At 29.0% G+C, this 14,879-nt stretch carries 16 protein-coding genes; 6 read left to right on the top strand and 10 right to left on the bottom strand.

Features of this window, described 5'->3' with window-relative positions:
- Positions 1-6: 6 nt before the first annotated feature.
- On the top strand, positions 7-924 hold the full coding sequence (locus tag OCU47_RS06395; RefSeq protein WP_261827763.1) for a magnesium transporter CorA family protein: 918 nt from the start codon (positions 7-9) through the stop codon (positions 922-924).
- Positions 925-1,025: 101 nt separating this feature from the next.
- Here the strand turns inward: OCU47_RS06395 and speE are convergent, their stop codons facing one another.
- The 4 genes from speE to OCU47_RS06375 form a co-directional block, all read right to left on the bottom strand.
- Positions 1,026-1,880 (bottom strand): polyamine aminopropyltransferase, encoded by an 855-nt coding sequence (gene speE, locus OCU47_RS06390; protein ID WP_261827762.1) that lies wholly within the window; start codon positions 1,878-1,880, stop codon positions 1,026-1,028.
- 1 nt (position 1,881) lies between these two features.
- Entirely contained in the window at positions 1,882-3,336 is a 1,455-nt protein-coding gene (locus tag OCU47_RS06385) for an aminotransferase class I/II-fold pyridoxal phosphate-dependent enzyme (RefSeq protein ID WP_261827761.1), read from the bottom strand.
- Positions 3,337-3,356: 20 nt separating this feature from the next.
- Entirely contained in the window at positions 3,357-4,175 is an 819-nt protein-coding gene (gene speD, locus OCU47_RS06380) for an adenosylmethionine decarboxylase (RefSeq protein ID WP_261827760.1), read from the bottom strand.
- 250 nt (positions 4,176-4,425) lie between these two features.
- Complete coding sequence (locus OCU47_RS06375; RefSeq protein WP_261827759.1) at positions 4,426-4,578, bottom strand: hypothetical protein; 153 nt, start codon at positions 4,576-4,578, stop codon at positions 4,426-4,428.
- A 171-nt stretch (positions 4,579-4,749) separates the two neighbouring features.
- On the opposite strand from OCU47_RS06375, the gene OCU47_RS06370 reads away from it, so the two are divergent.
- The 4 genes from OCU47_RS06370 to OCU47_RS06355 all read left to right on the top strand — a co-directional run bounded on the left by OCU47_RS06370 (position 4,750) and on the right by OCU47_RS06355 (position 7,678).
- Positions 4,750-5,229: an MgtC/SapB family protein gene (locus OCU47_RS06370; RefSeq protein ID WP_261827758.1), complete on the top strand. Its 480-nt coding sequence runs from the start codon at positions 4,750-4,752 to the stop codon at positions 5,227-5,229.
- Between the two features lie 274 nt (positions 5,230-5,503).
- Positions 5,504-6,283 (top strand): transporter substrate-binding domain-containing protein, encoded by a 780-nt coding sequence (locus tag OCU47_RS06365; protein ID WP_261827757.1) that lies wholly within the window; start codon positions 5,504-5,506, stop codon positions 6,281-6,283.
- Positions 6,284-6,300: 17 nt separating this feature from the next.
- On the top strand, positions 6,301-6,966 hold the full coding sequence (locus OCU47_RS06360) for an amino acid ABC transporter permease (protein WP_261827756.1): 666 nt from the start codon (positions 6,301-6,303) through the stop codon (positions 6,964-6,966).
- Entirely contained in the window at positions 6,947-7,678 is a 732-nt protein-coding gene (locus tag OCU47_RS06355) for an amino acid ABC transporter ATP-binding protein (protein WP_261827755.1), read from the top strand. Before OCU47_RS06360 ends, OCU47_RS06355 begins: the two co-directional genes overlap by 20 nt.
- A 105-nt stretch (positions 7,679-7,783) precedes the next feature.
- Here OCU47_RS06355 and OCU47_RS06350 read toward each other — a convergent pair whose 3' ends face one another.
- The 4 genes from OCU47_RS06350 to OCU47_RS06335 all read right to left on the bottom strand — a co-directional run bounded on the left by OCU47_RS06350 (position 7,784) and on the right by OCU47_RS06335 (position 11,646).
- On the bottom strand, positions 7,784-8,371 hold the full coding sequence (locus OCU47_RS06350) for an undecaprenyl-diphosphatase (protein ID WP_261827754.1): 588 nt from the start codon (positions 8,369-8,371) through the stop codon (positions 7,784-7,786).
- Positions 8,372-8,373: 2 nt separating this feature from the next.
- Positions 8,374-9,018 (bottom strand): DedA family protein, encoded by a 645-nt coding sequence (locus OCU47_RS06345; RefSeq protein ID WP_261827753.1) that lies wholly within the window; start codon positions 9,016-9,018, stop codon positions 8,374-8,376.
- Positions 9,019-9,569: 551 nt separating this feature from the next.
- On the bottom strand, positions 9,570-10,985 hold the full coding sequence (locus tag OCU47_RS06340; RefSeq protein ID WP_261827752.1) for a sensor histidine kinase: 1,416 nt from the start codon (positions 10,983-10,985) through the stop codon (positions 9,570-9,572).
- Positions 10,966-11,646: a response regulator transcription factor gene (locus OCU47_RS06335; RefSeq protein ID WP_261827751.1), complete on the bottom strand. Its 681-nt coding sequence runs from the start codon at positions 11,644-11,646 to the stop codon at positions 10,966-10,968. The genes OCU47_RS06340 and OCU47_RS06335 overlap by 20 nt, the downstream gene beginning before the upstream one ends.
- 180 nt (positions 11,647-11,826) lie before the next feature.
- Between OCU47_RS06335 and OCU47_RS06330 the strand changes: the two genes are divergently transcribed.
- Entirely contained in the window at positions 11,827-12,429 is a 603-nt protein-coding gene (locus tag OCU47_RS06330; protein WP_261827750.1) for a zinc dependent phospholipase C family protein, read from the top strand.
- Between the two features lie 105 nt (positions 12,430-12,534).
- Here the strand turns inward: OCU47_RS06330 and OCU47_RS06325 are convergent, their stop codons facing one another.
- A complete protein-coding gene (locus OCU47_RS06325) occupies positions 12,535-13,560 on the bottom strand; it encodes a glycosyltransferase family 4 protein (RefSeq protein WP_261827749.1) in 1,026 nt (341 codons plus the stop codon).
- Between the two features lie 78 nt (positions 13,561-13,638).
- Positions 13,639-14,832: a glycosyltransferase family 4 protein gene (locus OCU47_RS06320; RefSeq protein WP_261827748.1), complete on the bottom strand. Its 1,194-nt coding sequence runs from the start codon at positions 14,830-14,832 to the stop codon at positions 13,639-13,641.
- Between the last annotated feature and the right edge of the window lie 47 nt (positions 14,833-14,879).

The following is a 14,879-nucleotide window of genomic DNA, read 5'->3' as shown; positions in this document are numbered from 1 at the left end:
GATGAAATGATTAATTTAATAAATAAAGCTAGTGTTCAATCACCAGACAATATTTGTATAAATGATAATGAATTATATCTTGGATTATTTACCATAGAAGATTTTGATTTAGTATATTCAAAATTAAATTTAGATGAAAAAATTATTACTGAATGCCATAAAAATGGTACATCTAAATTTGAAAGTCATTTAGGATTTGACTTCATTAAATTAATATTGCCAACTTCAAAGGATTCAAAAGACAAACAAACTAAAATATTTATTTATTTTAGTTCAAATTTATTGATATTTATAAGCAACAACAACAATATTCTCAAAAAAATATCTTCAGATTTTAAATCTAGTGACACTAATATAATAACTTTAGAGAAGGTACTATATGCATTCCTTGAAAAATTAACTTCTGAAGATTCACTTATGCTTGAAAAACTAGAGCAGCATATTTCAAATCTTGAAGAGAAGCTTATAACCTCATCAAATTATGATAACTATATCAATGAGATTATTACATTACGTAGAAGACTTCTAAGCTTAAAACGTTATTATGAACAATTAATAGCTATAGGTGAATCCATAGAAGAAAATGAAAATGAATTGATTTCTGAAAAACAACTTAAATATTTTAAAATGTTTACTCATAGAATGAACAGACTTTTTAATAGTGTAATAAATTTAAGAGATTATGTAACTCAAGTTAGAGAAGCTTATCAAGCTCAGGTAGATATAAATCAAAATAATCTTATGAAAATCTTCACTCTTATTACTACTATATTCTTTCCTTTAACCCTTATTGTGGGTTGGTATGGGATGAACTTTCAAATGCCTGAATATGGTTGGAAGTATGGTTATCCTATAGTGATTACTCTAAGTATATCTATAATAGTAATTTGTATTTTCTTGTTTAGGAAGAAGAAATGGTTTTAATATACTAATACGTGCCTATTATAAGTACGCTTAAAATAATAGGGTATGTCCACCGGACATACCCTATACAATTCTTTATGAAATAATTATATTTTCCTTAATTACTTTTCAGCTTCAGCTAAAAGATCTTTTACGTAATTAGGTAAAGCAAAGCTTCCCTTGTGAATATCAGTATTATAATACTTAGTTTTTATTTTTAAGTTATTCCAAGCTTCTTCATTTAAATCTGATATCGGATCAAACTTCTTTGAAGCAAATCCAAATAACCAATGTCCAGAAGCATAAGTAGGTATATGAACTTGATAAACCTTACATATTGGGAAGAACTCTTCTATTCTCTTATGAGCACGTTTCATAGCTTTTGCATATTCTGAATAGTATGGAGATTCATGTTGATTTACAAGTATTCCATTTTCATTAAGTGCTCTGTAGCAGTTGCTATAAAAATCTGATGTAAATAATCCTTCTCCAGGTCCAATAGGATCTGTTGAATCTACTATAATTAAATCATATTCATTTTCTTTTGTTTTAACAAACTTAAGACCATCTTCAAAATATAGATTTACCTTTTCATTATCAAAACCACAAGCAGTTTGTTGTAAATATTCCTTACATACATCTACTACGACTTTATCGATTTCTACCATATCAATTTTTTCTATAGTACTATATCTTGATAGTTCTCTTATTGTACCACCATCACCAGCACCTATTACTAGTACCTTTTTAATATTAGGATTAGTTGCCATAGGTACGTGCACTATCATGTCATGATAAATAAATTCATCTTTTTCTGTTATCATAACTAAACCGTCTATAGTCAAGAATCTACCAAATTCCTTTGAATCAAAAACATCAATTCTTTGAAAATCACTTTGCACTGAACAAAGTTGTTTGTCAACTTTTATAGAAAACCTGACATCTTTAGCATGTTCTTCAGTATACCATAATTCCATATTACAATTCCTCCACAACATTAATTCTTTCTATGTTTATATCTTCTGTTCCTGTAAGGAAACATCCTTTTTCCTTTGAATAACTAATATAATCTAAAATCTCTCTAGTAATTCTTTCCCCAGGAGCAAGTATAGGAATTCCTGGTGGATAACACATTACAAATTCTCCACTAATTTTATTAACACATTCGTCAAAAGGCAGTGATTTTTTATCTGCATAAAATGCGCTTTGTGGAGTCATAACAACATCTGGATTAATATATTCGTTGTCAAAAGAGTCACCTGTATTTCCCTCATTTAATCTTTTTATTTGAGAAATAGCTGCAACTAATCTTTCCACAGCGGGCATATCATCTCCTACAGAAATTATTGCCAAAATGTTTCCAATGTCTCCAAATTCAATTTGTATATCATATTCATCTCTAAGAATATCATAAACTTCTATACCTGCAAGTCCCATGTCTCTTGTAAATACCGAAAGCTTTGTAACATCAAAATCAAACACTTCATTATTATCAATTAATTCTTTTGAATAAGCATAATATCCATCTATCTTATTGATTTCTTTTCTAGCATATTCGGCTAATTCTGTTACTCTTTTAAATATTTCCTTACCATTAAGTGCTAGTTCTCTTCTCGCCAAATCTAGAGAAGTTAATAATAAATATGATCCACTAGTAGTTTGAGTCAAATTAATTATTTGACGAATATATCCCACGTGTAAATCACAATTTGTAAGTAAAAATGAACTTTGAGTTAACGATCCTCCAGTCTTATGCATGCTTACTGCAGCCATATCTGCTCCTGCAGCCATGGCTGATATAGGCATGTTTTCGCCAAAGTAAAAATGAGTACCATGAGCCTCGTCCACTAATACATACATTCCATGCTTGTGGGCAAGTTCTACGATACCTTTTAAATTTGAACAAATTCCATAATAAGTTGGATTATTAACTAGAACTGCCTTTGCTTCTGGATGCTCTTTAATTGCATTTTCTATATCTGATACTGACATTCCTAAAGGTATACCTAGCTTTTTATTTACTCCTGGATTTATATAAACTGGAGTTGCTCCACTTAGTATCAAAGCATTAATTGCACTTCTGTGAACATTTCTAGGCATAATAATTTTATCACCTTTTTTGCACACGCTCATTACCATTGCTTGCACTGCAGATGTAGTACCATTTACCATAAGAAAAGCATGCTTAGCGCCAAATGCATCTGCTGCTAGTTCTTCTGCTTCTTTAATAACTGAAACTGGATGACATAAATTATCAAGAGGTTTCATAGAATTAACATCTACTGAGAGACAACGTTCCCCTAAAAACTCAGTTAATTTTGGATTTCCTTTTCCATGCTTATGTCCTGGAACATCGAATGGTAATATTCTCATAGATTTATATTTAACCAATGCTTCATAAATCGGAGCATTGTCTTGTTTCAATTTATACATTTTAAAGTCTCCTCTTGCTATCAATATATATTCATACCGCTATAAATTTCAATCATCTCTCTACGTAATTTTTGGGTGATATCAAGTCTCTCTTTTGGTGAAAGTTCATAAACATCCTTCTTAAAGAGATAATTTTGAAGGTTAATTTCTTTTATAAGAAGTTTTGTATGGAAAATATTAGATTGATATACATTCACATCTAAAGCATCATATTTAGCTAAAGTAGTATCATCTATATAATCTTGAATAGATGCTATTTCATGATCAATAAATAATTTTTTTCCATCCATATCACGTGTAAATCCACGAACTCTATAATCAGTTGTTATGATGTCAGAATCAAAACTACCAATCAAATAATTTAAAGCATTTAATGGTGAAATCTGCCCACAGGTAGAAACATCAATATCTACTCTAAAAGTTGCTATTGAATTGTCTGGATGATATTCTGGATAAGTATGAACTGTAACATGACTCTTATCTAGATGCCCAACCACACTATCTCTAGTTTTTAGGATTTCAAGCTCACCATGATTACATGACTTATCAATTAAATGTATTGGTAGAGATTCTTCTGATATAAGAATTGTAACACTAGCACCTTGTGGATCATAATCTTGCTTTGAAATATTAAGCACATTGGCACCAATAATCTCTGTAACATCACATAAAATTTTAGTCAATCTTTCCGAATTATATTGCTCATCAATATAAGCAATGTAGTCCTTTTGCTCACGTTCACCTTTTGCATAGCATACATCATATATGTTGAAGCTAAGTGTTTTTGTGAGGTTGTTAAAGCCGTATATTTTCAGCTTATCATTCAACCCTAACATCACGCCCTTTCCTTTATTTTTTTGTACTACTCTACATTACATTAAAACAATTAAAATGTAAATAATTCTATGAATTTTTTTCATAATTTAACGTTGCAATATATCCCAATAATACTACATACTTGATACAAATAAATATCTAAACTTATTATGTAAAAAATATAATAATTTTATCCATTATTAATGATGTATTTTAAATATAAAAAAGATTCAACGCAGACTTAACTCTACGTTGAATCTTTTTTTGTTAAATTTAATCTATTGGTTCAGCTTTTCTATTTCCACTCTTAGCTTTTCCTTGAATTTCAGGAACTGTAGGAGTTGGCTTTTCAAAACGTGGTTTATGATTACTCTCAGTGCCATGAGCATCATTTGGATCTGGTCTTCTCATACCTGCTTTTGCCATAATATCACCTCTCCTCAAGTTTATGATGATATTATTAATCTTATATTCAAAAAATATTCTATGTATATATGTAAAACATAATTTTCTAAGTAACTTAGCAATATCATGGATTTAATAGTATTTTAGTGTTAAGATATAGCTTATATATTATAATTATTAGGAGATAAATTAATGATTGGTATTCCTGAACAATTACTTAGATTATTTATTGCCTCAATTGTTGGAATTCTTATTGGGGCAGAAAGAACAAAAAGAGGCAAATCTGCCGGTGTAGCAACTTTTTCTATAATTTGCATAACTTCATGCTTTTTAACATTAATCTCTGCTTACGGCTTTAAAAATTCTACTACAGATCCTACTAGATTAGTTGCAAACATTATAACTGCTATCGGATTTGTAGCTGGTGGTGTAATTTTTACCATAGGTAAAGATAATCAAATAAAAGTTACAGGTATTACTACAGGAGCCATAATATTTTGTGTAGCTTCCTTAGGAATAGGCATTGGCCTTGGTTTGTATTGGATAGTGTTTACTGCTATATTGTTAGTTGAATTAAACTTAATCATTGCAATGAAATTGAAAAAACACTATGCAAAACAAAAGAAATACCTATCTCTTGATGAAGAAGAAGACTATAACCCAGATTTATAAATCAAACCCTCTCGAATAATCTGATTATGATTATCTGAGAGGTTTTGATTTATATTTTGAAAAATTATCATTGATTTTATTTACTCCATATCTATTATTGAATCCCATTAATTACACTCTACCTTATCAACAAGTTTACATTGTATATACGTAATTGTATCGTGTAAAAAAATAACTTAACATAAAAAATACTCCCAGAATAAAATTATTTTTTATAGCTAATACTAAATTTACAATAAAAATAATTCAATAGTATATAAGGGGGCATTTATAAATGAAAAAAAAATCAATATTATCAGTCATATTATCATCATTACTTTTAGTAGGGTTATTACAAGGCTGTAAAGCAAATAATACTAATAATACACAAACTGCAGCCAAAAAGTATATTATAGCTTGCGATGCTAAATTTGCACCCTTCTCCTTTGAGGAAAATGGAACTTATAAAGGTATTGATGTTGAAATTCTAAACGCTATATCCAAAGCAGAAAATTTCCAATATGAATTAAAACCTATGGATTTTGAAGGAATAATTCCAGGTTTAACTTCAAATCAACTTGATGGAGCACTAGCTGCAATGAGCATCACTGAAGAAAGAAAAAAATCTTTAGATTTCTCCAATGGTTATTTTGAATCTGGTTTATCTTTAGTTACAAATAAAAGTAATACATCAATTAAGAGTGAAGCAGATTTAAAGGGTAAATCTGTGGCAATTAAAAAAGGAACTGCTGGTGCAAAATTTGCTGAAGACAACAAAGATAAATATTCTCTTGTATTAAACTATTTTAGTGATTCTCCTTCAATGTTTCAGGCTGTTGAAAATGGAAATGCGGATTTCTTATTAGAAGATTTTCCAGTAATAGCTTACAAAATAAAAGTTGATAAGAATTCTAAGCTAAAAATAGTTGGGGATAAGTTAAACACTGTAAATTATGGTTTTGCTGTTAACAAGGGACAAAATGCTACACTATTATCTAAATTTAACTCTGGTCTTAAAAAGATAAAAGATAATGGTGAATACGATAAGATTGTTGCACAATATATAGCTAAATAGTATAGGAGAATAAAAAAATGAATTTTTTAACCTTATTAAAAGATAGCTTACCTAGTTTATTAAGTGGACTTTGGGTTACTGCACAAGTTGCAGTAATCTCCTTAATTTTTGCTGTAATTTTGGGTATTGTTTTTGGTATTCTAAGCATAAGCACTTCTAGCATTTTAAGAGCTATATCTGCTATCTATATTTACATAATACGTGGTACACCACTAATAATTCAAGCTCTATTCCTTTACTTTGGTGTAGGGCAGGCACTAAATGTCAGATTTAATCCTATAGTAGCTGCTATTATAACACTTTCTTTGAATGCAGGAGCTTATATGTCTGAAATATTTAGAGCTGGTATACAGGCTGTGCCTGTAGGTCAAACAGAGGCTGCAAGAAGTTTAGGACTAAATTATGTTCAGACTATGAGCAAGGTAATCATACCTCAAGCAATTAAAATTATGGTTCCATCAATAATGAATCAATTTATTGTTACAATAAAGGATACATCTATCTTATCTGTAATCAGTATTAGAGAACTTACTTTAAGTGGCCAAATTATTATAGCTAGAAACTACAAACCTTTTGAAACTTATAGTATTGTAGCAATAATGTACTTTATTTTAATAACTCTTTTAACATTAATATCAAAAGGTGTAGAAAGGAAATTGCATTATGGTAATAGAAGTAAGTAACGTAAAAAAACATTATGGTCGCTTAGAAGTACTTAAAGATATATCTTTACACGTATCTGAAGGTGAGGTTCTTTGTATAATAGGGCCTTCTGGTTCTGGCAAAAGTACACTTTTACGTTGCCTTAATAGATTAGAAGAAATTCAATCTGGCAGCATAGTAATTTTTGGTGAAGACCTGGTACATACAAAAGATGTAAATAAATTAAGGCAAAATATAGGCATGGTATTTCAATCCTTTAATCTATTTCCGCATCTAACAGTATTAGAGAATATGATTTTAGCACCATTAGAATTAAAGAAAATGAAAAAAAATGAGGCAGTTGAAAAAGCATTAGATCTATTAGATAAGGTTGGACTTAAAGATAAAAAGAATGTATATCCTGATACCTTGTCCGGAGGTCAAAAGCAAAGGGTAGCTATTGCTAGAGCTCTAGAAATGAATCCTAAAATTATGCTTTTTGATGAACCAACCTCTGCTTTAGATCCAGAAATGGTTGGCGAAGTTCTTAAGGTTATGAAGGATTTAGCCCAAGATGGAATGACCATGGTAGTTGTAACTCACGAAATGAATTTCGCCAAAGATGTAGCAGATAGGATAATTTTTATGGATCAAGGATACATTTTAGAGGAAGGGCCTCCAGAAGAAATCTTCACAGCACCTACCAGCGATAGATGTAAAGAATTTTTAGATAAGGTAATTAACAATCACTAAAAATGAGGCTATTATATTGATATGCTCTCTTCCAAGTAAAAACTAATAAACTTTAGTTTTTACTTATAATGAAGATTATCATATAGTAGCCTCATTATTCTTTAATTAATTTCCGTTATATACTCTTTTGATTCTTATTATTGATAATATATACTTTTCTACTGCTATATATAATTTTTCAACTTTACTTCTTAATAGCAAGTTATAAACATAACTTGTAAATAAAACAAGTAAATATGCTCCTATGACATCCATAGGATAATGATGTCCAACATATATTCTTGAAAATCCTACTACTATAGATAGCATGGTTAATATTAAACTAAGTATTTTATTATATTTTCCAGTTGCTAAGGCTATACTCATTGTTCCAGTGGCATGATCACTTGGAAATGATGCATCCACAACATGTGGAAATAATAAGTTAACTTTATTATGTACAAAAGGCCTGTCCTCATAATAAATGCAGCCAATAGCAAAACTAAATATTAGATTTAATGTAGTAAATACAAAAGCATTCACTGCAATTTTTCTATACTTTGAATTTCTTTTTACAACTCCCATCATAAATACTGCTACAATGATGCCCATAAATAAATATGGGACATCTTTGGAGAAGAAAATCATTACCTTATCTAATATATTATTTTTATATGCTAAATCATTTATTGCTCTAAATATTTCTATGTTCATTCTTATTTCCTCCTTTTTTTCTTCTCAATGATGAATGCTATTATTCCAGGAATAATGGATATAAAGATTACACCAACTAATATAAGTGAAAAATTGTTTTTAATTAAAGGAATATCACCAAATAGATACCCTCCCCCTAAAAATAATAAAACCCAAAGAAACCCTCCAAACATATTGTACATAATAAATGTAAGATATCTCATTTCCCCAATACCTGCCACAAAAGGTACAAAGGTTCTTATTATTGGTATGAATCTTCCCAAAACTATTGTCATTGAGCCGTATTCCTCGTAGAAACTATGTGCTTTTTTAAGGTTTTCCTTGTTTATAAACCTTATATTCTCCTTTTCCAGTATCTTATTTCCAATACTCTTACCTATATGGTAGTTAACTGTATCACCAATAACAGCAGCCAAAAATAATACAATTAGCAATGTATATATATCCATGGAACCTGATGCTGCAAGAGCTCCTGTAGCAAATAGAAGAGAGTCCCCAGGCAAAAATGGTGTAACTACTAACCCTGTCTCAAAAAATATAATTAAGAATAAAATTATATAGGTTCCTACTCCATAGTTTTGAATTATAATGTTTAAATATTTATCAATGTGTAAAATTACATTAATTAAAGTATGTATGTAACTCATATGCTCTCCTTTCAAATTACCACTCTTTCAAAAATCATGCCTTTGTAAACTCTAACCTAGAAATTAACTTAAATTAATTAAGTTTTATTTTTATTACATTATTATTATTGCCACAATACATTAAAATTAAATTAAAATCTTCTAATATTAAGCTTAAATTTTCAGAGAAAGAGCCTCTGTTTTTTCCACCACATTATTAAATATCAATATTCCTTTCAGTAAAATTCTATATCAAGTGAAACTTGATTCAGGTGGGGTGTATCCCCATCTGAATCTTAGTTGAACTTATCCAGGAGCGTGCAGCCGTTATCTCCAACTTAAAGAAGTTGGAGTGTTACGGATGCTAGCTATCGGATAAAACAACGAAATGGATATTTTCAGTTATGAAAATATCCATTTCGTGAATGGTCTGAAAGCATGACCCCATCATGCTTTTTATATTTTATTCATTAGGCTTTTATGTGCCATATTCAATCAAACTTCCTAACTTCTTCTTATTTCTTGTACCGCAAAGTAGTTTCCTTCAATATCTGAAAAATTGAAAGTTAAAATTATGTATCAAGTTGAAATGTAACAACTATTTTAGTTCCTTCATTTTCTTTACTTTCTACCTCAACAGTCCCTTGATGCATTTCTACAATCCATTTAGCAATAGACAATCCAAGTCCTGTACCACCCTTTTCCTTTGATCTAGATTTATCTACTATATAAAATCTATTAAATATATTTTCAATTTCATCCTGTGGTATTCCAATACCGTTATCAATAACAGATATTTTTAAAGCTGTATCCTGCACTTCTGATTTTATATCTATATTTCCATGTTCTGAAGTAAACTTTATACTGTTATCAATAAAAATTCTTAACATTTGCTTTAACATATCATAATCAGCGCATATCTCTACAATATCATTTTTACTATTTGTTATAAAACAATTTTGTGCAATCATTCTACTTTCATCTACTACTTCTGAAATTAATTCGTTAACCCTAAACACTTTCTTATTTATCTTTTGAGTGCCGCTATCCCCTTTAGCCAAGAATAATAACCTTTCAACTAAAGCCGCCATATTTGCAGTTTCTAATTTGATTGCATGTATTGATTTCTCTAAGGCATTTTTATCATCCTTTCCCCATCTATCCAATAAATTTGCATACCCTTGAATAACAGCTATGGGGGTTCTAAGTTCATGTGATGCATCTGATACAAACTGTGTTTGGCTTTCAAAAGAATTTTGAAGTCTATCTATCATCTTATTAAATGTTTTTGAAAGCCTTTCCAGTTCATCATCTGCCCCTTTTAACTCTATCCTCTCCTTCAAATTGTTAATACTTATATTTTCGGCAGTTTTAGTTATATGATCAATTGGCCTTAACATTCTCTTACTTGCCAAATAGCCAAATCCAATAGAAACTATTACTCCTATAAAATCTGCTACAGCCATTACCACAAACAATATTTTCAAAAAGTTATACTCACTATACATATCTTTTATAATTTGAATATATATATCACCATATTTCTTACTATTAAATTCAACATTTTTATATACAAAATGCCTTTCTTTATCTTCAAAATGACGCTCACTTTCTTCTTGTTTTACTACACCTTTATCAGGAATTTTAATTTCATAAGCAAATTTTTGTGATGAGTTTATTACTTCACCCGTCTTGTTAGTTATTCGTATGTATATATTTTTATTTGCAGGAACTTCTGAAAAAATATCTTTATCTAATATGTCCAACGATTCTCCCTTTAATTCAAACTCATTAAGTATTAAAAATTGTGTATCTTCAATCTGCTTATTAGCTTGATTATATATATAAAACTTAACACCATATAAAATTGAAGCATTTGATAAAAGTAATACTAAACAAAACATAAATGTATATAGAACGGTAAGTTTTATAGAAATCTTTGCAGCTTTTATAACCTTTAACCCCTTATCAATTATCCTTAATGACATATCCCACACCTCTAACTGTAGTGATTAATTTATCATCAAAACCTTCATCAATTTTACTTCTTAAATATCTTATAAATACATCCACTACATTTGTATCTCCTATATAGTCATACCCCCATATCTCTTCAATTAACCTTTCTCTTGTAAGTACAATATTTTTGTTTATCAGAAGAATTTCAAGAAGGTCATATTCTTTTTTGGTTAATTCTATTTGTCTACCATCTCTCCAAACCTCATGAGTTGTATTATTCATTATAATATCTTTTACTTTAATTTCATCACCTTTAATTTTTACTGAATTTTCTCTGGTATGTACTCTTATTCTTGCTAATAGTTCTTCTATAGCAAAAGGCTTAGTTATATAATCATTAGCACCACCATCAAGTCCTAGAACTTTATCTGATATATCACTTTTAGCCGTTAGCATAATAATAGGTACATTAGAAAATTGCCTTATTCTCCTGCAAACTTCCATTCCATTTAAATTTGGTATCATAATATCAAGAAGAATCAAATCATACTCTGTACTCTCCACCTTATTTAAAGCTTCTCTACCATCATAAGCTAAGTCCACTGTATATCCTTCATGAGCAAGCTCCATTTCAATAAACATAGACATCTGCTTCTCATCTTCCACTAAAAGAATTTTAAAATATTTCAAACTACAATCCCTCCAAAAACATGACTTAGTATAAGTATTTACATATACATAAATTTATATTTTATTTTGTATATTTCATATTAATTTTACATAACTACCACAATGCTTAATTCTAGCTTAACATCTATATAGTTTAATTGTATATATAGAAATGTTATATACATTACAAGGAGATATTTTATGAAAGTAAAAACTCATGTTAAATTAGGAGAATTATGTCTACTTAAAAGTAACATTGATCTTCCAAAAGGTTTTTCTAGATTTATGTTTAATTTTGGACTTGTAATGATTGACCAAAGCTGGCATGTAAAAACTCATCCTCATTATATGCAAAAATCTCTAAGTTATATAAATGAAAAAATCAAGAAACTTTCAACTCAAAATTTAAATACCTATAATTCTATGCAACTAGGTATAATTGTCCACTACCTTTGTGATTTTTGTTGCAAACCTCACAAATCAGGAGCTGCTGGTAACGTGGTATATCATATAAAATATGAACATGACTTACAAAAATATCTACTCAACAATTTTGACCTTATAAAAAATCAAGTTATTAATGACTCGAGCTATTCTTCTCTACCAATAAGTAACTTTTCTTCACTTAAAGATAATATAGATACTATATTATCAGACTATATTAATGGAGAGGAGTCTTACCTTTGGGATATTCTAAACTCCATAAAAATAAGTTCTTTAGTTTGTTCTTATATTTTTAATACTTCTGCAAATTATACAATCGCTGTAAAACAGCCAAATAAACTACTACAGTTATCTAATTAATAAAATTTAAGCAAAGCATCATGTTAAAGACGCTTTGCTTATTATTTTTCTACCTGCTCATTTTATATTTTCTCCTAACCATAATACGATCCAGTATTAGTATATTTATTCATCAGCTTTTACCTTACAGTAGAACTCCTGCCACATCCTTGAAACATTCTCTTTACAATAATATTCATGACCTTTTCCTGACATTTCACACGCCAAACCATAAAATTCCTCATCTCTCCTTAATCTATTTATTAGCTTTATAAAATCTTCATTATTATTTGCTTTTAAATAGAAATCAAAAAGAATATTCTCATAAATCTCTAAATCTCTTAACAATATAGGTACTTCACAATTCATTGATTCTAATACTGTCATAGGAAACAATTCCTCATAAGAAGGCAAAAACATCAAATCAGATAAATTATATACCTCATTCATTTTTTCTCTATCAATTAAGCCAAGAAAATGAATGTTATTAGGTACATTAGCGAGCATTTCATTTATTTGTTTATATCCATCAGATATCTTGCCAAATGCAAAATTCCCCGCCCAAATAAATTGAACATCAGGCATTTTATTGGCTATCTCAATAAAATCAAAAATACCTTTTCGCTTCTGAAGCTGCCCAGCACAAAGTACTGTAAATTTATCTTGGTCTAAATTATATTTTATTCTCAACTGCTCTTTATTTTCTTTGCTTAACTTATAAAAGCTTTTTGAATCTACAAAGTTGGGTATATAACTTACTTTATTTTTATCTACTCCATATTTATTTAAAACATCTATAAAGTATGGATTTACAGTTACTAAATAATCCATACTTTTATAGAATGTAATCACATACTTATAAAATATTTTCTTTATTATATTAGGTAACTTGATACTATTTTCTAAGGTTTCCGGAAGAAAATGCACATATCCTACTGTTTTCCCTCTTCTCTTTGCAAAAGGAATCATGAAAAAGAATTCCGGATTTATTGTATGAAAGTGCATAATATCGCATAGCTTTAATTCATTTTCTACAATTTGAAAATCCTTGGTTAATTGTTGTTTTACTAAATTCACCTGTTCATCATGTGCAGACAATACACCTTGACCTTTTACCATATCTGCTCTTGAAAGCATATTAATTATAGTCATATTTATCTCCTTAAATAATCTAATTTAAAAGTATTAGAATCAAACTTTAATACCATATACTATATTAAAAATATTATTCTAACTACCAAATGTTGAATATGGTTTTTCAATTTCTAAATTGTACATTTGGCTTTCTAATAATTGATTAAAATAAACACTCTCAACTTGTCTAACGAAATTTTTCTCCGAATATTTTTCAGCAACTTTGTGTGCATTATTTGACATAAAGTTATATAAATTATCATCATTTAAAATAGTCTCAACTTTTTCTAAATATTCAGTTATACTCTCATAGGCAAATCCATCATATCCATTAATTATTACATTTTCTAAACATGAATCTTCTCTACATACTGCAGGTAATCCACTTGCTAAAGCCTCTAAATATGTTAGCCCCTGTGTTTCACTTTTTGAAGCACTAACAAAAATATCCCCTAGTTTGTAATACTTATATATCTCTTTTGGATTTATCATTCCTGTAAAAATTACGTTTTTATCTATTTTCATTTCTTTTGCTTTCTTTTCCAACTCTCTTCTGAAAGGTCCATCTCCAACAATCAATAATACTAACTTTTCATCTATTACTAATAAATCTTTCATATTGTCTAGCAGTTCTTCAATATTCTTTTCTTTTGCCAATCTTCCTATAGTAACTAATACTTTATTTTCTTTGCCTATTCCAAGCTCCTCTTTTAACTTATCAATTTCTATAGGTTGTTTTTCAAAGTTCTCTAATTTAATTCCTGTAGGAACCGTTACAATATTATTTTTTACTCCATAATCCTTTAGTACTTTTTGTACTTTATCTGTTGGTACAATAACTGTTGTAACATTATTCAAGAGCTTTCTCGAAAGCATACTCACCACTTTTCTGCCTAAATTTTTGTTATGTGTAAAATAATGAGTATAATCTTCATACATAGTATGGTAAGTGTGAATTATTGGTATATTCAACTTCTTTGATATTTTTCTAGCAAAAATAAAAGAAGTAAATTCACACTGGGAATGAATAAGGTCTGGATCCCAATCTATAATTTCTTTTATATATTTGTTATGAAAGTTCATAGTGGCTCTAGCATTAGGATATATCCTTACTCCAAATGATTTTACATAATACACATTATCTTCTTTCCTTGAGAAATTATCTTCTGATAAAGTCAGAATTCTAACATCATGGCCTCGTTCTATAAGTTGAGAGCGTAAATTTAATACAGATGTTACTACACCATTAACTGTTGGGGTAAAAGCATCTGTTGTAATTAAAATTTTCATACTCTTCATCCTCTCCAATTTAATACTTTCTTGTCAACATCTTTAAT

This window comes from Clostridium sp. TW13 (assembly GCF_024345225.1).
GTDB lineage: Bacteria > Bacillota > Clostridia > Clostridiales > Clostridiaceae > Inconstantimicrobium > Inconstantimicrobium mannanitabidum.
The sequence above is the reverse complement of the archived record's forward strand: the minus strand, read 5'-3'. Positions and strand labels throughout refer to the sequence as shown.